The organism is Nocardioides sp. SRI_004 (genome assembly GCF_057586415.1).
In genome coordinates this window covers 23,388-47,674 of sequence record NZ_JBYCZV010000020.1, presented here as the reverse complement: position 1 = coordinate 47,674, position 24,287 = coordinate 23,388, and the positions used below count along the sequence as shown (strand labels likewise).

Here is a 24,287-nt window from a genome sequence, read left to right as displayed (position 1 = left end):
CGTGAAGCGCAGCCTCGCCGTCACCGCGGCCGTCCTCCTGACCGTCCTCACCAGCGGGTGCTCCGACAGCGACGAGCCGGACGACGCGCCGTCGGCGTCCGGCAGCCCGTCCGGCAGCCCGTCGAGCAGCGCATCGGGCAGCGCACCCGAGGGCTCGTCCGAGGGCAGCTCCACCGAGGGCGGCGCCGGCGAGGTCGAGAACGAGACCTATCCGCGCGGCGCCGACGTCGCCGCGTTCTGCGACGTGCTCGCCGAGATCGACGGCGCGATCGACGGGGCGCAGCCCGGCAGCGAGGAGGACTGGGAGCGGATCCTCTCGGCCTTCGAGGGCCTCGACGCGCTGGGTGTGCCCGACAACCTGCCCGAGAGCGCCGTGTCCGAGCTGGTGCACGTCGAGCTGCTCGTCCAGGCGAGCGGGTCGGTGGAGGAGTTCACCGCCGCCGTCCAGGACTCGCCGCCGCCGTCCGACACGGTGGACGGCTACATCGACGACAACTGCTGATCCCGCCCGCCCGGCCCTCAGCAGTCGAGCAGGCCGAACCCGTAGCCCCGCTCCTGGAGCCGGGTGATCACCTGCTCGAGGGCGGCGACGGTCTGGCTGCGGTCACCACCGCCGTCGTGCATCAGCACGAGCGCGCCGTCGTGGACCTGCGCCAGGACGCGGCGCACGATCCGGTCCGTGCCCGGCTTCGCCCAGTCCTCCGGGTCCACGTCCCACAGCACCGTGCGCTGGCCGCGGGCACCGATCACGTCGGCGACGCGCGGGTCGGTGGCGCCGTACGGCGGTCGCACGCACCGGGCCCGGCCCCCCAGCGCGGCGTCGGTCCGGTCGAGCTGGTCGCGGATCGCCCGGCTCCGCAGGTCGGTCAGCTTCGCGTGGCTCCACGTGTGGTTGCCGATGAGGTGGCCCTCGGCGCGGACCCGGGCGACGAGGTCCGGGTACGCCGCCACGTTCTGCCCCACCTCGAAGAAGACCGCGTGCACGCCGTGCCGGCGCAGGACGTCCAGCACCTGCGGCGTCCAGCGCGGGTCCGGGCCGTCGTCGAAGGTCAGGTAGACGGTGCCGCGCTTCCCGGCCCGCTCGGGCGGGCCGGCCGGTGCGGGCGGCGGGGTCTCCTCGGGCGGCGCGTCGGCCCTATCGCCGGGCCCGCGGTCGGGCGACGGGTCGACCTCCGCCGCGACGGGCGCCGCCTTCGCCGCTGCCGGGTCACCCACGACGTCCGAGGCGAGCCGCGGCAGCAGGCCGGCGACCATGGTGGTGAGCACCACGGCCACCAGGCCGACGACCACCCAGGCCGCGCTCCGACGTTGCCCCACTGACGACATCCCTGTTCCTCCTCGCTGCTTGCAGGAGGTGAGACGCCTGTCCGCCCCGGTTGGTTGTCGGATGTGGCACGTTCGACATGCCCTAGCCTGTCGCAATGGCCGAGTCCCGTCGTGAGCAGATCCTGGCCACAGCGGCGGACCTCTTCGCCGCGCGAGGCTTCCACGGGGTCTCGGTCGCCGAGCTCGGCGCCGCGTGCGGCATCTCCGGCCCCGCGCTCTACAAGCACTTCTCGTCCAAGCAGGCGATGCTGGCCGAGATGCTGACCTCGATCAGCGAGGAGCTGCTCGCGGTCGGCCGCGAGCGCGTCGCGGCCGGCGACGGCGACCCGGCCGCAGCGCTGCGCGGGCTGGTCGACTGGCACGTGCAGTTCGCGACGACGCAGCGAGCGCTGATCGTCGTACAGGACCGGGACTGGGAGTCGCTGCCCGAGGACGCCCGGGAGCAGGTACGCCGCCTGCAGCGCGCCTACATCACGCTGTGGGCCGACCAGCTCCGTGCCCTGCGCGACGACCTCGACAAGCCGAGCGCGCACGCCGCCGCCCAGGCCGCCTTCGGCCTCCTCAACTCCACCCCCCGCGCCGGCCACGGCATCCCCGACGTCCGGCTGCGCGAGCTGCTGGGCTCGATGGCGCTGGCCGCCCTCGGGGTCGCCACGCACCAACCGGAATTGTCGTGAATCCCCGGTCGGGACGACGAATTCGGTAGTTGCGCGGCGAACCAGGGGCGCCTCAGAAGCCGGGTTCGGTGCGCTCCAGGATCGGGGCGAGGTCGAGGCCGGCGGGCATCGTGCCGAACGCGCTGCCCCAGTCGCGGGCGAGGCGGGTGGCGCAGAAGGCGTCGGCGACGGCGGTGGGGGCGTTGCGGATCAGCAGGCCGGCCTGGAAGACGACCGCGATCTGCTCCACCAGCCGGCGGGCGCGCAGCTCGATGTCGTCGAACTGGGTGAGCTCCTTCTTCAGCGAGGTCACCGCGTCGTCGTACCGCTGGTCGCTGCCGAGGGCCAGCTCGGCCTCGGTGAAGAACGCGTCGAGCGACTCCGGCTCGCGGCCGATGGCGCGCAGCGCGTCGAGCGCGGCGACATTGCCGGAGCCCTCCCAGATGGAGAGCAGCGGCAGCTCGCGGTAGATCCGGGCCAGGTCGAAGTCCTCGATGTAGCCGTTGCCGCCCAGGCACTCGAGCGCCTCGTTGGCGAGGACCGGGCCGCGCTTGCAGACGTAGTACTTGGTCGCGGCGAGCGCGAGCCGGCGCAGCGCGCCCTCGCCTGCGTCGCCGTGGACCGCGCGGTCGTTGGCGCCGGCCAGCCGCATCATCGCGGTGGTCGCGGCCTCCGACTCGACGGCGAGGTCGGCGAGGACGTTGCGCATCAGCGGCTGGTCGATGAGCAGCTTGCCGAACGCGGCGCGGTGGCGGGCGTGGTGGGCGGCGTACACGAGCGCGGTCCGCATGCCCGACGCCGAGCCGATGACGCAGTCGAGACGGGTCATGTTCACCATCTCGACGATGGTCTTGACGCCCTTGCCCTCCTCGCCGACGAGCCAGCCGACGGCGTTGTCGTACTCGATCTCCGAGGACGCGTTGGACTTGTTGCCCAGCTTGTCCTTGAGCCGCATGAACCGGATCGGGTTGGCCTCGCCGCCGGGCAGCACGCGCGGCAGCAGGAAGCAGGACAGGCCGCCCGGCGCCTGGGCGAGGGTCAGGAACATGTCGGACATCGGTGCCGAGGTGAACCACTTGTGCCCGACGACCCGGTAGCTGCCGTCGGCCTGCGGGGTCGCGGTCGTGGTGTTGGCGCGGACGTCGGAGCCGCCCTGCTTCTCGGTCATCGACATGCCGGCGATCAGGCCGCGCTTGGTCTCCGGGTCGCGCAGGCCGAAGTCGTAGGCACGGTTGGTGAGCAGCGGCTCGAAGCGAGCGGCCAGCTCGGGGTTCGCCCGCAGGGCCGGTACGACGGCGTAGGTCATCGAGATCGGGCAGCCGTGGCCGGCGTCGACGTTCCAGGCGTAGAACTTCGCGGCGCGGGCGACGTGCGCGCCGGGACGGTCGTCGGCCCACGGGGCGGCATGGATGCCGTGGCTGACGGCGGTCTCCATGAGCTGGTGGTACGACGGCACGTACTCGACCTCGTCGATGCGGCGCCCGTAGCGGTCGTGCGTCAGCAGCCGCGGCGGCACCCGCTCGGCCAGGCGGCCCCAGTCCATCGCCTCCGGGGTGCCGGCGAGGCGGCCGACCTCGCGGATCTCCGGCAGCGCCCAGCCGGCGCCCTCGCGCTCGATGCCCTCGAGCAGGGCGGGGTCGGCGGAGGTGTCGTGGCCGACGAGCGGCGGGACCTGGTTGGTGACCTCGTGCGTGCTGCTCATCGCTCTCATCCCCTGTCGGTGGGCTGGTTCGTGACATTGCTGGTCCGCGGGCCGCCGTCGTCGTACGGCGCCCCGTCGCGCTCGCGGACCGCCTGCCGGAAGCCGGCCTCGGCGGCGCGCTGCTGGAAGGCGTAGCCCTCGCGGGTGTGGCGCGAGATCCCGTCGAAGACGGTGCTGATCATCTGGCTGTTCTGCACGCCCTGCGCGAGGAGCGCGGAGTTGAGGGCGAGCTTGACCATCATCAGCTGGTTGAGCGGCATCGCGGCGATCCGCTGCACCAGTGCCTCGGTGCGCTCCTCGAGGTCCTCGGGCTCGGGCGCCTCGATGGCGAGGCCCCACTCGACGGCCTCGCGCCCGGTGAGGGTGTCGCCGGTGAGCAGGAGCCGCTTGGCGCGCTGGTCGCCGAGCCGGTGCGCCCACAGGCCGGCGGACGGGACGCCCCACACGCGGGTGGGCGGGTAGCCGATCTTGGCATCGGCGGCGATCACGATCTGGTCGCAGTGCAGGGCGATGTCGGTGCCGCCGGCGACGCAGAAGCCGTGGATGCTCGCCACCGTGGGCTTGTCGGCGTGCAGCAGGCTCGCGAAGCCGCGGGTGAACCGGCTCATCATCGCGTAGTCGACCATCGGGTCCCACGTGCCGGCGGGATCGTGGTTGTGCATCTGGACGGTGGGGTCGAGGACGGTGCCCTCGCGGGGAGTCGCTCCCGTCATCTGCCCATCGAGGAGTCCTTCGGCAGAGGCGGCGAGGTCGTAGCCGCCGCAGAATCCCTTGCCGCGGCCGCTCAGCACGATCACGTGCACCCGCGGGTCGAGGTCGGCGCGCTCGACCGCATCGGCGAGCTCGACCGGGGTGTCGGGGGTGATCGAGTTGCCCTGCTCGGGGCGGTTGAAGGTCAGCCGCGCGACGCGGCCGTCGACCTCGTAGGTCAGCGTCCGGTAGGCCGGCACGTCGTCGCTGCGGGGAGCCGCCGAGCGGTACGGCGAGTCGGGGCCCTCGTGCGCGGGACGGCGCCAGCCGGCGGCATCGGTCATGACGGCGACGTTACATCTTTGGCGACGGTTGTGTCGAGATCTGTAGCGTGGCAGGATCCTGCGCGTGGTGGTCCTCGCTCCGCTCCCGGCGCGCTCGGTGGTGCTGAGCCTGCTGCTGGGGTCCCACCCCGACCGGATGGCGGCCGCCGACCTGGTCCGCGCCGGCGAGCACTTCGGCATCCCGGCCTCCACCACGCGCGTCGCGCTCACCCGGGCGGTGGCGGCCGGCGACCTGCACCGTGACGCCGGCGACTACCTGCTCGGCGAACGGCTCGCGGCACGCCAGCGCCGCCAGGACGAGGCGGTCCTCGACGCCGAGACCCCCTGGGACGGCGGGTGGGAGCTCGCGGTCGTGGTCGTCGCCGGCCGACCCGGCCCCGAGCGGGCCGCGCTGCGGGAGCGGCTGGCGTCGTACCGGCTGGCAGAGCTGCGCGAAGGCGTCTGGACCCGGCCCGCCAACCTGCGCCGCCCGCGGTCGTACGCCGACGACGCCGTCCTCAGCACCTTCACCGCCACCCCCGACGAGGACCCGGTCGCCCTCGCCGCCGGGCTCTGGGACCTGCGCGCCTGGGCCGCCTCCGGTCGGCAGCTGGTCGACCTCCTGGCGGTCACGACCGACCCGGCCCCGCGGCTCGCGGTCGCCGCGCAGGTCGTGCGCCACCTCGCCTCGGACCCCCTCCTCCCCGCCGCGCTGCTCCCCCGCGACTGGCCGGCGGCGGCGATGCGGGCGGCGTACGCGGACTACCAGGCGGAGCTGCGGGCGCTGGCGATCGGACGCTGACCGGTCCCGTGGCTGGTCGGCCTGCCCCGGGCCGGGGATGTAACACGCTGTCGGCCGAACTGGGCGGCGGTTGTCAGGGCCGACACGCCGTCTCCGGGCAGGAATTGTCCTGAGAATCGCCGGGTAGATCGGCGAACAGCGTGTTACATCAGCAGGCGGCGAGCGGCCGCGGCATCAGCCGCCAGCACCGTCGGCGTCGGCCTCGAACGCCTCGATCATCGCCCGCGCCCGGAGCGCCGCGTCGACGGCGAGCTCGACGTCGTCAGCCAGGTCGCCCACGCGCTCCTCACCGGGGGCCGTGCCGGACCCGCCGACGGCGTGGGCGTGGAGGGCGGCGAGCAGCGCCTCGCGGTCCAGGCCGCGCAGCGCGAGCAGGACGAGCGGGTCGGCGTCGACCAGCCAGCCGGCCTGCACCAGCACCGCGATCGCGTGCGGACAGGGGTCCAGGTAGTGGGGGCAGGTGCAGGTCGCCACCAGCTCGCCGCCGTACGGGAGCAGCTCGACGCCCACCTCCTCGGCGTGCTCGACGAGGTCGTGCGGCAGGTTGCCGGCGAGCAGCTCCGCGATCCGCCCGGACTCGGCGGCGACCGCCTCGACGAATGCGCGGCGGCCGTCCTCGTCGAGGACCGGAACCGCGACCTCGACCGTCCACGCGTCGTCGCCGTCGCGCACGGCGGCGACCAGGGCGCCGGTGTCGACGGTGATCCCGCCGACGTCGCCGCGGCGGGCGTGGGCACGGCCGGGGCGCAGCTCGGCATCGGAGTACGCCGCCTCCTCGGCCGCGCGCTGCCAGGCCTTGCCCCACCAGGTGCGGACCCCGCGGGGAGGCTGGGTACGACGCGCGTAGGTCGTGCGCATCAGTCGGCGTCCTGCTCGGTCTCGGCCGCCTCGGCGGCTTCGGCTGCCTCGCGCGCGGAGCGGCGCAGGGTGACCAGGTCGCGCAGCTCCTCGTTGCTCAGCTCGGTCAGCGCCGCGTCGCCGCGGGCCAGGACGGCGTCGGCGAGCTGGCGCTTGCGGGTGAGCAGCTGGGCGACCCGCTCCTCGATGGTGCCCTGGGTGATCATCCGGTGCACCTGCACCGGCTTGGTCTGCCCGATCCGGTAGGCGCGGTCGGTCGCCTGCTCCTCGACGGCGGGGTTCCACCAGCGATCGACGTGGATGACGTGGTCGGCACGGGTGAGGTTGAGGCCCGTGCCACCGGCCTTGAGGGAGAGCAGGAACACCGGCACGCCGTGCTCGTCGTCGGCGGCCTGGAAGCGGCGCACCATGGCCTCGCGCTGCGCGACGGGCGTGCCGCCGTGGAGGAACTGGTGGGGCACGCCCGCCGCCGAGAGGTGCTGCTCGATCAGGCGGGCCATGGCGACGTACTGGGTGAAGACGAGCACCGCACCGCCCTCGGCGAGGACGGTGGCGACCAGCTCGTCGAGCAGCTCGAGCTTCTCCGAGCGTCCCTGCAGGCGCACCGCTCCGGACCCGCCGGCAGCGCGGCGGGAGGAAGTCGCCACGAGCTTGCTCGCCCCTGACGCCGGAGACGCGCTCGGCTCCAAATTCTGGCGTAGGAACTGCGCGGGGTGGTTGCAGATCTGCTTGAGGCCGGTGAGCAGCGCGAGCACCAGGCCGCGGCGGGTCTCGGGGTCGGCGCGCTCGATGCGCTCCATCGAGTCGCGCACGAACGCCTCGTAGAGCACCACCTGCTCGCGGGTCAGCCCAAGCAGGTGGTCGGTCTCGGTCTTGGGTGGCAGCTCCGGCGCGATGCCCGGGTCGGACTTGCGGCGGCGCAGCAGGAACGGCCCGATCAGGTCGGCGAACTGGCGCGCCTTCGTCGGCTCCGTGCCGGACTCGATCGGGGCGCCCCACACCCGCCGGAACGCCTGGCGGCTGCCGAGCAGGCCCGGCACGCACCAGTCGAGGATCGACCACAGCTCGGTGAGGTCGTTCTCGACCGGGGTGCCGGTCAGGGCGACCCGGGCGCGGTTGGGCAGCTGGCGCAGGGCGCGGGCGGTCGTCGTCCGGGAGTTCTTGACGTGCTGCGCCTCGTCGGCCACGACGAGGTCCCACTCGACGGCGGCGAGGGTGGCGGCGTCGCGGCGGAGGGTGCCGTACGTCGTCAGGACGAACCCCCCGCGGAGGTCGTCGAGCGAGCGCGACCCGCCGTGGAAGCGGCGCACGGCGACGCCGGGCGCGAAGCGGTGCACCTCGCTCTCCCAGTTGCCGAGCAGACTGGCCGGGCACACGACGAGGGTCGGCGCGTCACCGGTGAGGCCGGCCGACCGGCGGTGCAGGTGGAGCGCGATCAGGGTGATCGTCTTGCCGAGGCCCATGTCGTCGGCCAGGCAGGCGCCGAGCCCGAGGCCGGTCAGGTCGGCCAGCCAGGTCAGCCCGTGGCGTTGGTAGTCGCGCAGCCGGGCATCGAGCCCGGGCGGCTCCCGAAGGGGCTCGCGGGTCGCCGCGGCGAGGACCTGCTCGCGCACCCGGAGCAGGCTCGCTCCGACGATGACCTCGGCCGTGCCGGGGTCCTCGTCGGCGGCGGGAACCTCGGTGGTGCCGGTCAGCGCCGCGGCGAGCGCCTGGGCACCGGTGGCCTTGCGGATCAGCCGCTTGCGGGCCCGCAGCGCGGTGGTCGGGTCGACGATCGTCCACGCCCCGCGCAGCTTGACGACCGGGCTCGCGGCACGCGCCAGCTCGGCCATCTCCTCGTCGGTCAGGGGCTCGCCGTGCAGCGCGACCTGCCACGAGAACGCGAACAGCCCCTCGGCCGAGAACGGGCTCTCCTGCAGCGGCAGCTCGGGGTTGCGCGGCCCCGGGTCGCCCTTGTCGCGCTGCCGGTCGAGGACCGCACGGGTGGTGAGCTCGGGGCCGAGGGCGCGCGGCCAGTGCACGTCGACGCCGATCTCGCGCAGGGCGCCGACCTGGGTGAGCAGGCTGGAGATCTCGTCGCCGTCGAGGGTCAGCTGGTCGGGCACGGCCAGGCCGAGGAAGCGGTCGGCCACCGGCCACACGTCGGCCGCGCCACGCAACGCGATGCTCGCGTGGATCCTCGCCCGCGGCCCGAAGCCGTGCTCCTCCTCGGAGCCCGTCCACAGCACCGCCGCGTCACAGACGTGCAGCGGGTCCCGCTCGTCGTGGACCTGCAGCACGACGCGGACCGAGCCCGCGACCAGCTCCTCCTCGTCGGCCTCGACGCGGAGCGAGACCCGCACCAGCTCGGGCAGGTCGGCGACGCGCTTGCGGCTGCGGGCCGCCTCCTCCTCGCGGGCCGTGCGCTCGGCGAGCCGGCGGCGGACCCGGTCGGCGAAGTCATCGGGCCCGCGCCCGGGCTCGTCGCTGCCGGCGTCCGGCGCGGACGTCGTGCGACGGGTGGCGGTCCGCACCGCCGGGGCCGCGCGGGGCATCGCGTCGGCGACGGCGTCGAGCACCCGGCGGACCAGCCCCGCCGCCTCGTCGGCGCCCAGGTCGTCGTGCGCGCGGGCGGCGGCCAGGCGTCGTACGGCGTCGTGGTCGCGGTCGTCGAGGCCGTCGACCCGCCATCCCGCGCGCCCGTCACCGCTCGTCGGCGCCACCTTGCCGGCGGCGACCAGCCGGAGCCCGAGCAGCGCGGCGCCGCTGAGCAGGGCGACGCTCGGGTGCGCGTCGTCCGCGGTGTGGGCGCGGCTCAGCACGGGCAGCGCGGCGCGGACCGGGAGGGCGACCGTGCGGCGCGCCGGCACCGCGTCGGTGAACTCGATCAGCGGCTCGCCCTCGTCACCGGACCGGAAGGTCGCCGGGCCGGAGACGGGAACGAAGCTCACACGGGGACGTTAACGGGTGGGTCAGACAGAGGGGTCCGGGCTCAGCTCGTTGGCCGTACGACGACCGCGGAGCCGCGCGAGGACGACCCCGCCCAGGAGCACCACACCACCGGCGCCGGCCAGGACGCCCGCCCACACCGACGGGTGCTCGGCCGCGAGCGCCGCGGTGGCGAGCGGGACGAGGATCGCCGGCGCGGCGATGGCGAGGATGGTGAAGCCGGAGTGGTTGGAGACCGCGGCGGCCAGGGCCCACAGGACCGTGAGTACGGCGGCGAAGGCCAGCACCCACCACACGTCGCTCTCGTGGAAGGTGACGGCGAACCAGCCAGGGCCCCCGTCGGCACCGTCGGGTCCGCCGGGCTCCTCGCCGAAGCCGCCCACCGCGCCGAAGAAGAACGGGACGAAGTAGCGCGCCGCGATGAAGCTCAGCATGATCCCGACCAGCCCGACCAACCCGAAGACCCCCACGACCACGCCGGTGACCGCCCGGCTGGGCAGCGCCCACCCGAGCAGCGTCACCACGACGACGAAGACCGAGACCAGGACCGCGCCGGTGACCTCCGGGTGCCCGTCGCCGATGCTGTCGGCGACGAAGTCGTCGAACGCGAGGCCGTAGATCAGCGCCAGACCGGCGATCGCGACCACCACGAAGGCGGCGCGGCGTGCGGCGACGTACCCGATCGCGGCGAGCACCACGACCACGGAGCCGATGAGGTAGCCGACCCAGTTGCCGTCGTCGTCGATCCCGATGCCGATGCAGACCGCGACGCCGAGGATGCCGACGACGCCCGGCCAGGTGACGACGTCCTCGCGCGCCCGGCCGCCGGTCTTCCTGCTGGACAGCGCGCCGAGGAGCGCGATCGCGAGCAGGCCACCGGTGGCCGCGAGGGCGATGCCGTAGTTGGACCAGTCCAGGTCGCCGTCGCTGCGCGCCCGGACCGCCGCGATGACGACGGCCGCGGCGAGCAGGCCGGTGCCGATCGCGACGACCGCGCCGGTGAACCCGGCCCGCGAGGCGCGCATCGGGAACTCCGGCTCGGTCGGGCCGCCTGGCTGCGCCGGGGGCTCCCCGGCGAAGCCGCCGAGCGGGATGCCGTCGTTGCCGGTGGGGATCGCGGTCGTCACCGGCGAGGCCGGCGCGAACTCCGTGGACGGGGCGTCCGCGGGCGTCATGGTCGGCGGGGGCGGCGGCGGGCCGTCCGCGCGCAGCGGCTGGGTCTCCCCCGGGTCGCCGGCGCTGTCGCCGGCGCTGTCCCCGTCGTCCCCGTCACCGTCGTAGAAGGCGTCCGCCGGGGGCTGCGGGTCGCGGGGGCGCATCACCGTCCTGTCCGGCTCGAACGGCGGCGGGGTGTCGCTGCTGCCGGCTGCCGGCTGGTCCGGGGACGGGGAGTCGTCGGTCATACCGGCCAATCTAGGCCCGCGAACGCCCGGATCCGGGGAGGCTCAGACCACCAGCCGCCCGGTGATGGGCGGCAGGTCGGCGAGGGTGACGATGCCGGGATCGGCCGCGACGACGTACGGGACCGCATTGGTCACGGGCAGCGCCGTGTAGATCATGCCGAGCCCCATGAAGCCGGGCTCGGTCCAGTCCTCCGGCGGCAGGCAGTGCAGGACGGTACGCATGTTGGGGCGGCCGAAGACCTGGATGACGTGGCCGTGCGCGAGCGGCTTCGGCGGGGTGACATGGCTGCCCATCGTCCAGTTGAAGCCCACGCTGACGACATTGCGCTCGCCCACCCAGCCGCGGTGGTAGCCCATCACGCCGCCGACGGTTCCTGCCGGGATCGTCATGAAGCCGAGGTCGGAGTCGCCCGTCGCGGGGGTGAAGGTGACGTCGAAGGTCATCCGGTCCAGCTGGACGCCGAGGGCGTCGGCCATCATCGCCGCCGACTCGGCGAAGACCTCGCTCTCGCGACGCACCGACTCCGCGAGGCCGGGGGTGTCCGGGTCCTGCGAGAAGCCCATCGCGATCTGGGTGCCGGCCGACTCGTACGTCGAGCAGTCGACCGACTCGGTGATCCGGATCTCGTCCACCCGGTCGCACGAGCCGCTGAGCACCATCCCCACCAGGTTGGTCATGCCCGGGTGCGCCCCACTGCCGAAGATCGTCGACCGCCCCTGCTCGCAGGCCTTCTCGATCCGGGCCCGGTCGTCCGGGGTCTGCTTGCCGCCCGTGATCCAGGCGGCGCTGGTGCACACGTTGATCCCGGCCTCGAGCAAGCGGACCAGCTCGTCGACGTCGGGCCAGAGCGGGTTGTAGCAGCACGCGTCGGGCTGCAACGCGAGCAGCGCGTCGACGTCGTCGGTGGCGATCACCCCCGTCGGCTCGGGCCAGCCGCACAGCTCGGCCGCGTCCTTGCCGACCTTCTCAGCGCCGTGGGCGTAGACGCCGACGAGCTCCATGTCCGGCCGGGCGAGGATCGCGTACGCCGACCTGCTGCCGATGTTGCCGGTGGTCCACTGGATCACGCGGAGGGGACGGTCGAACCGGGGGGCGCTCATGGCGCGAGGGTAGAACGCGTTCTAGTTCGTGTCGAGGACCGTTGTCGAGCCTGGACGACGAAACTCACGCCTGGACGATGAAACTTCGTCGTCCAACCATGAGTTTCACCGGCCGGCCGGTGAAACTCCCACCCACCCGCTCACCCGCTCGTCGCCAGCACCAGCGGTACGACGCCCGCCGCTCCGGCGTCGTACAACGCCACCACGGCGAGCGTCATCGACCACCCGGTCACCGTGCGGTCGTCGACCAGGAGCACCCGGGCCCCGTCGACCGTGGCGTGCTCGTCGAGGCGGAGGGCGCAGCGGCGCTGGACGGCGGCGACCCGCTGGGCGGAGTTGGTGGCGCCGCGGTCGGGACCCACGGTCGGGTCGACGACCGCCCACCGCCCGACGACCGGCACCTGCAGGAACCGCGACAGCCCGGCGGCGAGGTCGGCGGTGAGCTGGGGGCGCTGCTCGGACTCGGCGACGACGATCGCGTCGACCTCGGGCCGCCAGTCCTGCAGCATGCCGACCATCGCCCGGGCTATGCCGTCGGGCACCGGGCCGTCCTCGGCACCGGCCGCGAAGAGCGCGCGCAGCGCGGGCCCGTGGCCCAGGTCGGTGAACCGGGCGATCGCACGGCCCTCCTCGGCGGGCGGGTTGATCTTGCCGGAGAGGCCGATGCCGATCGCGGCCATGCCCGTGGGCCACAGCTTGCGCGGCTCGATCGGCACGCCGGGGCGGGCGAGCCGGTCGGCAGCCTGCGAGACCGCCTCCGTCGACACCTCGGCGGACAGGGTCAGGCCGCCGCAGTTGTCGCACCGTCCGCAGCGCCAGCCCGGGTCGGCGAGGACCTCGGGGTCGTCGAGCTGGCGGCGGAGGTAGAGCATGCGGCACTCCTCGCTCATGAGGTAGTCGAGCATCGCCCGCTGCTCGACCTCGCGCGCGGCGGCGACGCGGGCGTAGCGCTCCGCGTCGTAGTCCCACGGCCGGCCGGTCGACTCCCAGCCGCCGCGCACCCGCCGGACCGCGCCGTCGACGTCGAGCACCTTGAGCATCGTCTCCAGGCGGTTGCGGGACAGGTCGACGCGCGGCTCGAGCGCGGCCGTGCTCAGTGGTCGGCCCTCCTCCGCCAGGGCGGCCAGGGTCTCGCGGACCAGCTCCTCGCGCGGGAAGGCGAGCGAGGCGAAGTAGGCCCAGATGTCGCGGTCCTCGATCGCCGGCAGCAGCACCACGGACGCGCCCTCGGGCGGCAGGTCGCCGCCGCGACCCGCGCGGCCGACCTGCTGGTAGTAGGCCACCGGGCTGTTGGGCGCCCCGAGGTTGACCACGAACCCGAGCGAGGCGTCGAAGCCCATCCCGAGCGCGCTGGTCGCGACGAGCGCCTTGACCTCGCCGTCGATCAGCGCCTGCTCGAGGGCCAGCCGCTCGGTCTGCTCCGTCTGCCCCGAGTACGCCGCCACCGCGTGGCCACGACTGCGCAGGTAGTCGGCCACCTCCTGGGTCGCGGCGACCGTCAGGCAGTAGACGATGCCGCTGCCGAGCTGCTCGGAGAGGTGGTCGGCCAGCCACGCGAGCCGCTGCTCGGCGGTCTTCAGGCGCACCACGCCGAGCCGCAGCGACTCGCGGTCGAGCGATCCCCTGAGCACGAGTGTGTCCGCTCCGAGCTGCTCCGAGACGTCGTCGGTGACCCGCTGGTTGGCGGTCGCCGTCGTGGCCAGCACGGGGATGCCCGCCGGCAGGTCCTGCAGGAGGGTGCGGATCCGGCGGTAGTCGGGGCGGAAGTCGTGCCCCCAGTCGGAGATGCAGTGCGCCTCGTCGACGACGAGCAGCCCGCAGGTCGCGGCCAGCCGGGGCAGCACCTCGTCGCGGAAGCCGGGGTTGTTGAGCCGCTCGGGGCTCACCAGCAGGACGTCGACCTGGCCGTCGCCGATCTCGGCGTGCAGCTGGTCCCACTGCTCCACGTTGGTGGAGTTGACCGTGACCGCACGGATGCCGGCGCGCTCGGCCGCCGCGATCTGGTTGCGCATCAGCGCGAGGAGCGGGGAGATGATCACCGTCGGCCCGCTCCCCTGCTCGCGCAGCAGCAGGGTCGCCACGAAGTAGACCGCCGACTTGCCCCATCCGGTGCGCTGCACCACCAGCGCCCGGCGCCGGTCGACGACCAGCGCGGCGATGGCGGCCCACTGGTCGTCGTACAGGCGCGCGTCGGGACGGCCGACCAGGGCGCGGAGGTGCTCCTCGGCGCGGTCGCGGGTGGCCGTGGACGCGGCTTCGGTGGTCATGGCTCGTGTCTACCAGCGGAGCCCGACACTCCCCGAACCCCTGTCCACAGATCCGATGGTCGGCGACTTTTCGGGATTTCGCGCACACGACCCGACCGGCCCGCTAATGTCTTCCTTGCAACCGCTGGTGACCCGAGACGCCAGCGGTTGCACCTATTTCCGGGCAGATCTGCGGACAGGTCGACGGGCAGGACAGCAGGCATGGAATCCCACCCGGCCGGACATCATGGGCCCATGACCACGGGCGAGCAGGACTACACCACCTACACCCCGCCCGTCGCCGTCGAGGCCGAGCCGACGCCCCGGAAGACGCCGGCAGCCGACCCCGAGCCCGTGGCGTGGCTGCTCTGGCCGGCCCGGGTCGTCGCCTTCTGCGTCGTCCTGCCCGTCCGCGCCGTGTGGGAGGTGCTGCGCGGCGCGGCGCTGGAGAGGGCCTTCGGCGCCCTCGGTCGCGCCCTCCTCGCGGTTCTCCGACCCGTCACCACCGTCCTCCTCGCTCCGCTGCGCTGGATCGGCCGCGCGCTGCTCCCTCCCCTGGCGGCCGCCGTGGGCGCCGTCCTCGCCTGGCTGGTCGACCGCCTCCTCCGGCCGGTGACGCGCGCCCTCGCGCACGCCCTGCGCCTGCTGGGCCGTGGCCTCGGCGCCGCGTGGAGGGCCGTCACCGGCGCGATCGCCGCGGTCGTCTCGGCGATCGGCCGCGGGCTCCGGGCGCTCGGCCGCGGCGTCGGCAGGATCCTGCGGGCACTGGTCGTCCGGCCCCTCGAGGTCGTCCTCGGCCTGCTCGCGGCCGGGACCGGCCTGCTGGCCCGGGCCCTGGCCGCACCCCTCCAGCTGATCTGGCGCGCGGTCCTCAAGCCCGTCGGTACCGCCCTCGTGGTCGCGGTCGTCGCGCTCGTCATGGGGGTGGGCCGCTTCCTCCTCCAGCCGCTGCTGCGCGCGATCGGCGCGGTGCTGCGGGGCGCCGGCGACGTCATCGGGTGGGCGTGGCACGCGGCCGGCCGCGTCCTCGCCCTCCTCGGCCGGGCCCTCGTCTGGCCCTTCGTGTGGCTCTACCGCCGCGTCCTCACGCCGCTCGGGCATGCGATCCGCGGCCTCTGGCGCGCGGTCGTCCTCGCTCCCTGGCGCGCCGTCCGTCGTACGACGTCAGCGGCTCTCGCCGCGGTGCGGGCATCGGTCCGCGACGCGCGCCGGCACGTCGCCGACCAGGTCCGGCGTGCGGTCGGCCGACCGCCCCGCTGACCCCGCTCCGCGCTGGGCGCCGACTCAGGCCTCCGCGGCCCGACCCGCCCACCAGGTCCGCGCGAGGTCGAACCGGGAGCCGACGTCCCAGCGGACCAGGATGTCGGCGACGTGCTTCTCGACGCCCTTGACCGAGATGCCGATCTCCGCGGCGACCTGCCTGTTGGTCCGGCCGGCGGCGACCAGGGCGGCCACCTCCTCCTGCCGGGGGCTCAGGGTCGGCCGGGCCGCCGGCTCCACGGCATCGACGCCGACGGCGGCGAGCAGGCCGACGCGGGTCGCGACGCCGAATGCGCACAGCACCCGCGAGACGTGGGCGCGGACCGTGCCCGGCGAGAGGAACAGCGCCGCCGCGATCTCCTCGACGTCCTGGCCGGCGAGCACCGCGCGCGCGACCTCGGCCTCCCGCGCGGACAGCACGGCCCAGCCGCCGCCGGCGATCGGCGGCAACCGCCGGCCCGACGCGGCGAGGGCGGCGCCGGCCGAGCGTCGTACGGCGGCGTGGCCGGTCGCATCGCTCCCGGTGACGAGGTCGCGCAGCCGCCGGGACGCGGCGCCGACCTCACGGCGGGCCAGCTCGGCCCGGGCGACGAGGATCTCGCCCTCCGCCACCTCGAACTGGCGGCCGTCGTCGGCCGAGACCTCGACGCTGCGCGTCGCCAGCTCCACGGCGGCGTCGGCGTCGCCCGCGGCGAGGGCGTGGCGGGCCCGGGCACGCAGCACGACGGTGTCGGCGATCGGGTGACCCGCGAGCTCCTCCAGCCCGGCGAGCCAGGCCGCCGCGGCCTCGAGGTCCTGGCCGTCGAGCGCCGCCGTCAGCAGGATCTCCAGCCCGAGCGCGCGGTCGATGATCGTGCAGCGGCTGAGCCCCTCGTCGGCGCCCGCGCGCAGGGTCATCACGGCGGCCGTCGCGGTGTCGCCGACGGCCATCGCGCTGTAGGCCAGCAGCATCAGCACGCCGCGGTCCACGAAGTCGCGAGGCGTCTCCGGCACGTGGGAGGCCACGGCGAGGGACGCCGCGACACCGTCGCCGTCGCCGCCGTACCCCTGGACCAGCGCCACCACCGACCCGACCAGCGTCTCGAGCCGGCTGCCCGGCACGACCGCGGCCAGCATCGGCTCGACCAGCGCCATGGCGTCGTCCACCCGACCCGAGAAGGCAGCGACCCGGACCTGGCAGACCACCATCAGGACGGCGAACGGATGACCCGACCAGACGTCGGCAGGCACCGGCGGCTCAGCGAGGACCGCGCCCGTGTCCTCCATGCGCACCGCGACCATCGCGGCCTCGGCGACGACATAGCGCGTCCCCGCCCACCAGCGTTCGCGGAGGTCGGCGGCGGCGACGAGGTCGCGGGCCGTGCTCCAGGCCTCGCCGGGATCCGCCTCGACGTCGCCGTCGGCGGCGAGGGCCACGGCGGCGGCACAGATCGCCGTGGCCTCGTCGTCGGCCGCCGCGGCGAGCCCGGCCCGCGCGTACGCCGTCGCGTCGGCGAAGTCACCGAGCCAGAACCCCGCCAGCGCGGCCAGGCCCAGGGCCGCCGGGTCGTCGTCCTGCTCCCAGGCCGCGAGGCAGGCGCTGACCGCGGTCTCCGGGGTGCCCTCGGCGAGGTGCCGCAGCACGTCCCCCATCAGCCCCGAGCGGTCCATGTCCCTCAAATTGCCATGCCATCGGGCGGGTGTCTGCGACCTGGTGTCCTCAATTACGACAAATCACCATCGCGCGGAGACCCCGGCAGTCGCGATATTCGTGGTCCGGTGGGCGGTCTCGCCTCGGGCAACCGCAATTGTGGGGATTGCGGTGGAGCCCGGTGGCGAACCAGCCCCCGGCCACCGGCCCTCAGTCGTCGCGCCAGCTCTCGTTGACGAGGTCGGCCTCGACGTTGCCGCGCAGGTCGGTCCACAGGACGACGCCACCGTGGTCGACCTCGTCCACCTTCAGGTAGATCCAGTGCCCACCGTCGGCGACCGGCCGCACGACGTGCGCACGGCTGGCGCTGATGTCCCCGTCGCTGCGGTCGCGCGCCTCCTCGTCGACGGCCACCAGGACCGCAGGGTCGAGGGAGGTCAGGTCGAAGGGCACCCGGTCGCCGGGATCCTCGGCCGACCACTTCGCGAGCCGCTCGCCGTCCCAGCGCCACAGCTCGGCGAGGTCGCCCGCCTGCTCCGGGGGCACCGACATCCGGATCGCGTCGTCGCCCTCGAACCACACGTCGAGGACCTGGGTCGAGCCGGTCCTCGCCTCGAGCGCGGCTGCGACCTCGGCGAGGCCGCGCCCGGTGACGATCGGGACGTGGACCTTCTCGCGGGGGTACGGGTCGGGGGCGTCCTCGCCGCGCGTGGCGTAGAGGAAGCCACCCGTGGCGATCGCGACGCCGCCGACCACGCACGCAGCGACCTGTCCACGGCTCAGCGGCGAGCGGGCCCGTACGACGGCCGGCGGGTCGCCGGCGAGCGGGCGCCCGTCGCGGCCGCGGCTCTCCCGCTCGACCTCGTCGGCGACGGGTCGGCGGTAGGTCCGCCAGCGCGGCTTCGGCGCCGGCCGGTCCTCCCGAGACTGCTGGCTCACCCGGCGATCACCAGATGCGGACCCGGTCACCCGGCTCGAGCCAGAGGCCGTCGCCGGGCGCGGTGCCGAAGACCTCGTGGAACTCGTCGAGGTTGCGCACGATGTTGGCGCGGAACTCGGGCGGGCTGTGCGGGTCGATCGTGAGGTACTGCTGCTCCTGCTCGAGGCGCCGCTTGGTCCGCCACACGTAGGCCCAGTTGAAGAAGAGCTTCTCGCGGTCCTCGACGCTCGCCTCGCCGCCCTGCGCGATGAGGAAGGCGGTGTGGGCGATGGTCAGGCCGCCGAGGTCGCCGATGTTCTCGCCGACGGTGAGCGCGCCGTTGACCTTCTCGTCGGGCAGGTTGCGCGGCGAGAAGCCGTCGTACTGCTCGACGAGCGCCTTCGACTTCACCTCGAAGGCGGCCTTGTCGTCGGGGGTCCACCAGTCGTTGAGGTTGCCCTCGCCGTCGTACTGGGCGCCCTGGTCGTCGAAGCCGTGGCCGACCTCGTGACCGATGACGGCGCCGATGCCGCCGTAGTTCTCGGCCGGCAGCGCGTCCGGGCTGAAGAACGGCTTCTGCAGGATGCCCGCGGGGAAGCAGATCTCGTTGGTCCCGGGGTTGTAGTAGGCGTTGACCGTCTGCGGCAGCATGAACCACTCGTCGCGGTCGACCGGCGCGCCGATCTTGGCGAGCTGGCGGTCGGTCTCGAAGCCCGCCGCGGACTGCGCGTTGGCGACCAGGTCGTCGGGCACGACCACCAGCGCGCTGTAGTCGCGGAAGCGCACCGGGTAGCCGATCTTGGGCCGGAAGGTGTCGAGCTTCTCGTAGGCCCGCTCCTTCGTCTCCTCGGTCATCCAGTCGAGCTTGCTGATGGACTGGCGGTACGCCGCCAGCAGGTTGGCGACCAGCTCGTCCATCATCGCCTTCGACGACGGCGGGAAGTGCCGGGCGACGTACTCCTTGCCGACGGCCTCGCCCATCGCGCCCTCGACGAAGGACACCGCGCGCTTCCAGCGCGCCCGCAGCTCGGGCGTGCCGGACAGCGTGCGGCCGTAGAAGTCGAAGTTGGTCTGCACGAAGTCGTCGGAGAGGTACGGCGCGGCGGAGCGCAGCACGCGCGAGAGGAACCAGTCGCGCCAGGCCTCGATCGGCGTGGCCTCGAGGACGCCCGACAGGTGCTGGAGGTACGACGGCTGGCGGACCACGACCTCCGCGATCGTCGCCTGCGGGCCGCTCAGGTGGCCGCCGAGGTTGGTGATGTAGGCGTCCCAGTCGAAGCCCGGGCACAGCGCCTTGAGCTCGTCGGCGGTCAGCCGGTTGTAGGTCTTCTGGACGTCGCGCGTCTCGGCCCGCTCCCAGTGGCCCTTGGCGAGGTCGGTGTCGAGCTCGAGGATCCGCTGCGCCGCACCGGCCGGGTCCTCGTGGCCGCCGAGGGTCAGCAGGCGGGTGAGGTAGGCGACATAGGCGTCGCGGACCTCCGCGAACTTCTCCTCGCGGTAGTAGGACTCGTCCGGCAGCCCCAGGCCGCCCTGGACCACGTGGAAGAGGTAGCGGTCGGACTGGCGGTCGTCGGTGTCGACGTACGAGCCGAACAGGCCGTAGCCGCCGATCCGCTCGAACTCGCCGAGGAAGGCGGCGACGTCGCGCACGTCGCGCAGCCCGGCAACGGCGTCGACCAGCGGCTGCGCCGGGGCCAGGCCGGCGGCCTCGACCCGGTCGGTGTCCATGAAGGAGTTGTAGAGGTCGGCGATCTTGCGGGCGTCCTCGTCACCGTCGCCGGACGCGGCGAGCTCGGTGATGATCGCCCGCACGTCCTCCTCGGCCTGGTCGGCGAGCTGGACGAACGGGCCCCAGCTGGACCGGTCCGAGGGGATCTCCGCGTCGCGGAGCCAGGTGCCGTTGACGTGGCCGAACAGGTCGTCCTGCGGGCGGATGGCGGGGTCCATGCCGGGACGGGCGTCGTCGAGGATGCTCACGGGATCGAGCCTAGGACCCGGGTCAATCACCGGCTCCAGCTGGTCGGCCGGGCTGGTCGGCCGGGCTGGCCGGTCGGTCGGACACGCCGGGACCTTGGGCCCATTTCCCCGCTCCGCGCTCATCCGGGTACGCCGCCGGGCCGATCCGCCAGCCATGGCAAGACTCCTGGGGCTGGTGCCCTGCATCGTGCTGGGCCTCGTGCTCGCCGCGCTGCCCGCCCCCTCCGAGGCCGCGTCCACGGCGGGGGTGCAGGACGTCGTACCGACGCGGGTGCTGGTGCAGCGGCTGCTCGAGGACCGGGTGCTCGCGCTGACCAACGTCGAGCGCCGCCGCCACGGCTGCCCATCGCTGCGGGCGAACACCTACCTGCGCAAGTCGGCGCGGGGCCACACGGTGACCATGGCGCTGCACGACCTGATGTCCCACCAGCTGCCCGGCGAGCCGTACTTCAGCAAGCGGATCACGCGCGCCGGCTACCGCAACTGGAGCCTGGTCGCGGAGAACGTCGCCCGCGGCTTCAGCGGTCCCGCGGCCGTGGTCCGGGCATGGATGGCCAGCCCCAGCCACCGCCGCAACATCCTCAACTGCCGGCTGCGCGACCTGGGCGTCGGCGTGGTCCTCGACGGGGGCCAGCTGTGGTGGACCCAGAACTTCGGACGGAAGTGGTGAGCGTGCACGACACCCCTGCGACCGGATCCGGCCTCGCGACCGCGGACGCGGTCCGGACGCCGCGTAACGCTAGTCAGTTCGGACTAGTGAATGGCGGACGGAGCATCGATGTGACGACCTCCCCGACTCACGGACCATCGTTGTCATGAACCGGGGGATTCAGAAGCTCTTCATCGCTGCCATCGTCGTCCTGGCCGCCGCTGTCGCGGCCAGCGCCACGCCGGCAGCCACGGCCACCACCGTGACGTCCACGCAGCTGCGGGGTGCGTCGCTCACGCTGACGGTCAACAACATCCTGGAGAACACGGTGGTGGTGCTGACCAACACGCAGCGCGCACTCGCCGGCTGCCGGCCGCTCAAGGTCAACAGCGACCTGCGCCAGGCAGCCCGCACCCACTCCAAGAAGATGGCGGCCGCCAGCACCATGTCGCACCAACTCCCCGGCGAGCTGAGCCTGGGCCGCCGGATCACCCAGACCGGGTACGTCGGCTGGACCCGCGTCGCCGAGAACATCGCCGCCGGCTACACGACCGCCGGCTCCGTGACCCGCGCCTGGTGGGCGAGCGCCAGCCACAAGCGCAACATCACCGACTGCACGCTGCGCGAGGTCGGCGTGGGCGTGGTGTTCAACGGCCTGCGGATGTACTGGACCGTCGACTTCGGCCGCCGCTGACCGAGCGGTCCGTGCCCGGGTGGTTGACACCGCCACCATGATGAGCCCCGTGCGCCCCACCGCTCTCGGGACCTTGATGAACAAGTCCAAGCTCTCGCACGCTGAGCCCCGATCCCTTGGACTTGCTCCTCTCGTGGTCCTGGCCGCCCTGGCCGGCCTGCTCGCCGGCCCCGCCACGCCCTCCGCCGTCGCGTCCGAGGCGACCACCGGCCCCACACCGACCCGGTCGACGCTGACGCTGACGATGGAGGGCGACGCCATGAAGGCCATCAACCGGGCCCGGATGCAGTCCGGCTGTCCGACGCTGAAGGTCACCACCGCACTACGGGTCTCCGCCCGCCGCCACAGCGCCCGGATGGCCCGCCAGGGCACGTTGAGCCACCGGGTGGCCGGCGAGGCGACGCTGTCGCGCAGGGTGGCCGACTCCGGGTACGCCGGCGCGAGCATGCTCGGCGAGGTCATCGCTCTCGGCCCGACCACCGGTTCCGCGGTCGTGCGGATGTGGCTGGCCAGCTCGCTGCACCGCGGCATCCTGCTGGACTGCCGCTACCGCGACTTCGGCGCGGGCGTGGTCCGGGGCGGCAACGGCCGCTACTGGTGGACCGTGGACCTCGGCCGGCGCTGAGGGGACGACCGGGGGTCTCGTGACGGTCGCTGCGCGACCTCCTCGACCACCGCGTGCGTCAGTCGCGGATGCGGACGACCGACTTGCCGAGCGTCGCCCGCGCGTCCATGTCGAGCAGCGCCTGGCCGAACCCGTCGATCGGGTAGACCTTGCCGATCGGCGGCTTCACGACGCCCGCCTCGATCATCGGCACCAGCTGCGCCCACTGCCGGGCCATGTAGCCCGGGTTGGCGAAGGCGTACGCGCCCCACCCGACGCCGCGGACGTCCGCGTTGTTGAGCAGCAGCCGGTTGACCTTGACCTCCGGGATGCCCTCGCCCGCGGCGAACCCGACCACCAGCAGGCGGCCCAGGGGTGCCAGGGAGCGCAGCGAGTCGGTGAACAGCGAGCCGCCGACGACGTCGAGGACGACGTCGACGCCACGGCCGCCGGTGATCTCGCGGGCGGCGTCCTTGAAGCCCTCGACGGCGATCGCGTGGTCCGCCCCGGCCGCGAGCGCGAACGCCCGCTTCTCCTCCGTGCTGGCGACCGCGATCGTGGTGGCGCCCAGGCCCTTGGCGACCTGGAGGGTCGCGGTGCCCACCCCACCCGCGGCGCCGTGCACCAGGACGGTCTCGCCGGCCTTCAGGCCACCGCGCTCGTCGAGGGCGAACAGGGCGGTCAGGTAGTTCATCGGGAGCGCGACGGCCTCGTCGAACGAGATCGCGTCGGGGAGCACGAAGACGTTCTCCGTCGAGCCGACGACCAGCTCCGCGGCGCCGCCGTACCCACCGACGCCGGCGACCCGCTGGCCGGGCTCGAAGCCGTCGCCGGAGACCACGACGCCGGCGAAGTCGACGCCGAGCGTGAACGGCGGCTCCGGGCGCAGCTGGTACTCGCCCCGACTGAGGAGCAGGTCCGGGAAGGAGATGCCGACGGTGTGGACCTCGACCAGCACCTGCCCCGGCGCGGCCACCGCGTCGGGGACCTCGGTGACGACGATGTCGGAGGGACCGGTGGTGGTGAGGACCTGGACGGCGCGCATGGATCGCAGGCTACACAGCCGGGAGCACGCTCAGACGGGGTGCTCCACGCGGTGCCGGGCCACCAGGTCGGCGTACCAGCTGAAGGAGCGCTTGGGGGTGCGCACCTGGGTCTCGAAGTCGACGTGCACCAGCCCGAAGCGCTGCGTGTAGCCCTCGGCCCACTCGAAGTTGTCGACCAGCGACCACGCGTAGTAGCCGCGCACGTCGACGCCGCGCTCGACGGCCTCGGCGACCGCTGCGAGGTGGGCGGCGTGGTAATCGACGCGCTCGTGGTCGTCGACGATGCCGTTCTCGTCGGGCCCCTTGTTGTAGGAGCAGCCGGACTCGGTGATCACGATGGGGGGTACGGCGGCGCGGAGCCGCGCGCGGAACATGATCAGCCACTCGCGCAGCGCGTCGGGCACGACCGGCCAGCCGAAGTCGGTGAGCGGGTAGCCGAGCACGTCGCGGAACTCGAAGGGCAGCTCGGAGGTCTCGTCGGCCGCCCCGATCCGCATCGGGTTGTAGTAGTTGACGCCGTAGAAGTCGAGGGGCTGGCGCATCGTGGCGAAGTCGCCGTCGCGGACGTGGTCCTCGAGCAGCATCATCATCTCGTCGGAGTAGCGCCCCAGCAGCATGCCCTCGAGGTAGTGGCCGTTCCAGAGGGCGTCGAACAGCTTGGCGGCCCCGACGTCGGCGGGGTCGTCGCTGGCCGGCCAGATCGGGGCGTGGTTGTTGGCGCAGCCGACGCTGGTCGCACCGGCCGCACGGAGCGCGATCGCGGCACGGCCGTGGGCGACGAGGAGGTGGTGGCCCACGGGCAGCGCGTCGAACATGAGCGCCTTGCCGGGTGCGTGCATGCCGACGGCGTGGCCCATCAGGGTGACCACGTTCGGCTCGTTGACGGGGACCCAGTCGGCGACCCGGTCGCCGAGGCGTGCCCCGACGATCGCGGCGTAGTCGGCGAACCGCTCGATCGTGATCCGGTTGAGCCACCCGCCGTCGTCCTCGAGCACCTGGGGCAGGTCCCAGTGGAAGAGGGTCGCCATCGGCTTGATGCCGGCCTCGAGGAGCCCGTCGACGAGGCGGTCGTAGAAGTCGAGACCCTTCTCGTTGGCCGGTCCGGAGCCGGTCGGCTGGATCCGCGGCCACGCGATCGAGAAGCGGTAGCCCTCGGCGCCGAGGCGGCGCATCAGCTCGATGTCCTCGGCGTAGCGGTGGTAGTGGTCGCACGCCACCGCACCGCTCGATCCGTCCACGATCCGCCCGGGCTCGGACGCGAAGGTGTCCCAGACCGACGGCCCGCGGCCGTCCTCGGCCACCGCTCCCTCGATCTGGTACGACGCCGTGCTGGTCCCGAAGCGGAATCCCTTCGGCAACCGGCCGGCCAGGTCCCTCACCCTGTCCGCCATTGGGACCACCCTCCCATGACTCCCACGATGGCGCCCGGACGACGGCCTGCCGCGCGTGCGCCATCGGACACAGCCACAATGT

At 73.6% G+C, this 24,287-nt stretch carries 20 protein-coding genes; 7 read left to right on the top strand and 13 right to left on the bottom strand.

Annotation, left to right across the window (positions count from 1 at the left end; genetic code table 11):
- Position 1 precedes the first annotated feature (1 nt).
- Entirely contained in the window at positions 2–502 is a 501-nt protein-coding gene (locus tag AC2YHB_RS22285; RefSeq protein ID WP_487354632.1) for a hypothetical protein, read from the top strand.
- Positions 503–519: 17 nt separating this feature from the next.
- Here AC2YHB_RS22285 and AC2YHB_RS22280 read toward each other — a convergent pair whose 3' ends face one another.
- Positions 520–1,317 (bottom strand): polysaccharide deacetylase family protein, encoded by a 798-nt coding sequence (locus AC2YHB_RS22280; RefSeq protein ID WP_487354631.1) that lies wholly within the window; start codon positions 1,315–1,317, stop codon positions 520–522.
- Positions 1,318–1,421: 104 nt separating this feature from the next.
- Here AC2YHB_RS22280 and AC2YHB_RS22275 point away from each other — a divergent pair, with 104 nt between their 5' ends.
- Positions 1,422–2,003, top strand: a complete 582-nt coding sequence (locus AC2YHB_RS22275; RefSeq protein ID WP_036549345.1) for a TetR/AcrR family transcriptional regulator — start codon at positions 1,422–1,424, stop codon at positions 2,001–2,003.
- Positions 2,004–2,055: 52 nt separating this feature from the next.
- On the opposite strand, the gene AC2YHB_RS22270 is transcribed toward AC2YHB_RS22275, so the two are convergent.
- On the bottom strand, positions 2,056–3,684 hold the full coding sequence (locus tag AC2YHB_RS22270; RefSeq protein ID WP_179648408.1) for an acyl-CoA dehydrogenase family protein: 1,629 nt from the start codon (positions 3,682–3,684) through the stop codon (positions 2,056–2,058).
- Positions 3,685–3,689: 5 nt separating this feature from the next.
- Positions 3,690–4,718 (bottom strand): crotonase/enoyl-CoA hydratase family protein, encoded by a 1,029-nt coding sequence (locus tag AC2YHB_RS22265; RefSeq protein ID WP_179648409.1) that lies wholly within the window; start codon positions 4,716–4,718, stop codon positions 3,690–3,692.
- Positions 4,719–4,782: 64 nt separating this feature from the next.
- On the opposite strand from AC2YHB_RS22265, the gene AC2YHB_RS22260 reads away from it, so the two are divergent.
- Positions 4,783–5,499: a PaaX family transcriptional regulator C-terminal domain-containing protein gene (locus AC2YHB_RS22260; protein WP_242530398.1), complete on the top strand. Its 717-nt coding sequence runs from the start codon at positions 4,783–4,785 to the stop codon at positions 5,497–5,499.
- Positions 5,500–5,673: 174 nt separating this feature from the next.
- On the opposite strand, the gene AC2YHB_RS22255 is transcribed toward AC2YHB_RS22260, so the two are convergent.
- The 5 genes from AC2YHB_RS22255 to AC2YHB_RS22235 form a co-directional block, all read right to left on the bottom strand.
- Positions 5,674–6,357 (bottom strand): SWIM zinc finger family protein, encoded by a 684-nt coding sequence (locus tag AC2YHB_RS22255; RefSeq protein WP_487354630.1) that lies wholly within the window; start codon positions 6,355–6,357, stop codon positions 5,674–5,676.
- The gene (locus tag AC2YHB_RS22250) at positions 6,357–9,287 is read right to left on the bottom strand and encodes a DEAD/DEAH box helicase (protein ID WP_487354629.1); all 2,931 of its coding nucleotides are present in this window, start codon (positions 9,285–9,287) and stop codon (positions 6,357–6,359) included. Before AC2YHB_RS22250 ends, AC2YHB_RS22255 begins: the two co-directional genes overlap by 1 nt.
- Positions 9,288–9,308: 21 nt before the next feature.
- A complete protein-coding gene (locus tag AC2YHB_RS22245; protein WP_179648412.1) occupies positions 9,309–10,688 on the bottom strand; it encodes a hypothetical protein in 1,380 nt (459 codons plus the stop codon).
- Positions 10,689–10,730: 42 nt separating this feature from the next.
- Positions 10,731–11,789: an NAD(P)H-dependent amine dehydrogenase family protein gene (locus AC2YHB_RS22240; RefSeq protein ID WP_179648413.1), complete on the bottom strand. Its 1,059-nt coding sequence runs from the start codon at positions 11,787–11,789 to the stop codon at positions 10,731–10,733.
- 140 nt (positions 11,790–11,929) lie between these two features.
- Complete coding sequence (locus tag AC2YHB_RS22235; RefSeq protein WP_179648414.1) at positions 11,930–14,056, bottom strand: RecQ family ATP-dependent DNA helicase; 2,127 nt, start codon at positions 14,054–14,056, stop codon at positions 11,930–11,932.
- A gap of 234 nt (positions 14,057–14,290) precedes the next feature.
- On the opposite strand from AC2YHB_RS22235, the gene AC2YHB_RS22230 reads away from it, so the two are divergent.
- Positions 14,291–15,295 (top strand): hypothetical protein, encoded by a 1,005-nt coding sequence (locus AC2YHB_RS22230; RefSeq protein ID WP_179648415.1) that lies wholly within the window; start codon positions 14,291–14,293, stop codon positions 15,293–15,295.
- Positions 15,296–15,319: 24 nt separating this feature from the next.
- Here the strand turns inward: AC2YHB_RS22230 and AC2YHB_RS22225 are convergent, their stop codons facing one another.
- The 3 genes from AC2YHB_RS22225 to AC2YHB_RS22215 all read right to left on the bottom strand — a co-directional run bounded on the left by AC2YHB_RS22225 (position 15,320) and on the right by AC2YHB_RS22215 (position 19,821).
- A complete protein-coding gene (locus tag AC2YHB_RS22225; RefSeq protein WP_179648416.1) occupies positions 15,320–16,945 on the bottom strand; it encodes a helix-turn-helix domain-containing protein in 1,626 nt (541 codons plus the stop codon).
- Between the two features lie 190 nt (positions 16,946–17,135).
- Positions 17,136–17,864 (bottom strand): hypothetical protein, encoded by a 729-nt coding sequence (locus tag AC2YHB_RS22220; protein ID WP_179648417.1) that lies wholly within the window; start codon positions 17,862–17,864, stop codon positions 17,136–17,138.
- Positions 17,865–17,871: 7 nt separating this feature from the next.
- Complete coding sequence (locus tag AC2YHB_RS22215) at positions 17,872–19,821, bottom strand: M13 family metallopeptidase (protein ID WP_308645520.1); 1,950 nt, start codon at positions 19,819–19,821, stop codon at positions 17,872–17,874.
- A gap of 154 nt (positions 19,822–19,975) precedes the next feature.
- Between AC2YHB_RS22215 and AC2YHB_RS22210 the strand changes: the two genes are divergently transcribed.
- The 3 genes from AC2YHB_RS22210 to AC2YHB_RS22200 all read left to right on the top strand — a co-directional run bounded on the left by AC2YHB_RS22210 (position 19,976) and on the right by AC2YHB_RS22200 (position 21,789).
- On the top strand, positions 19,976–20,491 hold the full coding sequence (locus AC2YHB_RS22210; RefSeq protein ID WP_179648418.1) for a CAP domain-containing protein: 516 nt from the start codon (positions 19,976–19,978) through the stop codon (positions 20,489–20,491).
- 145 nt (positions 20,492–20,636) lie between these two features.
- Complete coding sequence (locus AC2YHB_RS22205) at positions 20,637–21,164, top strand: CAP domain-containing protein (protein ID WP_179648419.1); 528 nt, start codon at positions 20,637–20,639, stop codon at positions 21,162–21,164.
- 133 nt (positions 21,165–21,297) lie between these two features.
- Positions 21,298–21,789, top strand: coding sequence for a CAP domain-containing protein (locus AC2YHB_RS22200; protein ID WP_487354628.1), 492 nt, complete (start codon positions 21,298–21,300; stop codon positions 21,787–21,789).
- A gap of 58 nt (positions 21,790–21,847) precedes the next feature.
- Here AC2YHB_RS22200 and AC2YHB_RS22195 read toward each other — a convergent pair whose 3' ends face one another.
- The gene (locus AC2YHB_RS22195) at positions 21,848–22,813 is read right to left on the bottom strand and encodes an NADPH:quinone oxidoreductase family protein (RefSeq protein ID WP_036549370.1); all 966 of its coding nucleotides are present in this window, start codon (positions 22,811–22,813) and stop codon (positions 21,848–21,850) included.
- Positions 22,814–22,843: 30 nt separating this feature from the next.
- A complete protein-coding gene (locus tag AC2YHB_RS22190; RefSeq protein ID WP_179648421.1) occupies positions 22,844–24,205 on the bottom strand; it encodes a GH1 family beta-glucosidase in 1,362 nt (453 codons plus the stop codon).
- Between the last annotated feature and the right edge of the window lie 82 nt (positions 24,206–24,287).

Excerpts from the sequence above, each read along its gene's own strand:
- AC2YHB_RS22275 (WP_036549345.1), top strand. The coding sequence starts at position 1,422 with ATGGCCGAGTCCCGTCGTGAGCAGATCCTGGCCACAGCGGCGGACCTC.
- AC2YHB_RS22270 (WP_179648408.1), bottom strand. The coding sequence starts at position 3,684 with ATGAGCAGCACGCACGAGGTCACCAACCAGGTCCCGCCGCTCGTCGGC.
- AC2YHB_RS22265 (WP_179648409.1), bottom strand. The coding sequence starts at position 4,718 with ATGACCGATGCCGCCGGCTGGCGCCGTCCCGCGCACGAGGGCCCCGAC.
- AC2YHB_RS22255 (WP_487354630.1), bottom strand. The coding sequence starts at position 6,357 with ATGCGCACGACCTACGCGCGTCGTACCCAGCCTCCCCGCGGGGTCCGC.
- AC2YHB_RS22245 (WP_179648412.1), bottom strand. The coding sequence starts at position 10,688 with ATGACCGACGACTCCCCGTCCCCGGACCAGCCGGCAGCCGGCAGCAGC.
- AC2YHB_RS22240 (WP_179648413.1), bottom strand. The coding sequence starts at position 11,789 with ATGAGCGCCCCCCGGTTCGACCGTCCCCTCCGCGTGATCCAGTGGACC.
- AC2YHB_RS22235 (WP_179648414.1), bottom strand. The coding sequence starts at position 14,056 with ATGACCACCGAAGCCGCGTCCACGGCCACCCGCGACCGCGCCGAGGAG.
- AC2YHB_RS22230 (WP_179648415.1), top strand. The coding sequence starts at position 14,291 with ATGACCACGGGCGAGCAGGACTACACCACCTACACCCCGCCCGTCGCC.
- AC2YHB_RS22225 (WP_179648416.1), bottom strand. The coding sequence starts at position 16,945 with ATGGACCGCTCGGGGCTGATGGGGGACGTGCTGCGGCACCTCGCCGAG.
- AC2YHB_RS22210 (WP_179648418.1), top strand. The coding sequence starts at position 19,976 with ATGGCAAGACTCCTGGGGCTGGTGCCCTGCATCGTGCTGGGCCTCGTG.
- AC2YHB_RS22205 (WP_179648419.1), top strand. The coding sequence starts at position 20,637 with ATGAACCGGGGGATTCAGAAGCTCTTCATCGCTGCCATCGTCGTCCTG.
- AC2YHB_RS22195 (WP_036549370.1), bottom strand. The coding sequence starts at position 22,813 with ATGCGCGCCGTCCAGGTCCTCACCACCACCGGTCCCTCCGACATCGTC.
- AC2YHB_RS22190 (WP_179648421.1), bottom strand. The coding sequence starts at position 24,205 with ATGGCGGACAGGGTGAGGGACCTGGCCGGCCGGTTGCCGAAGGGATTC.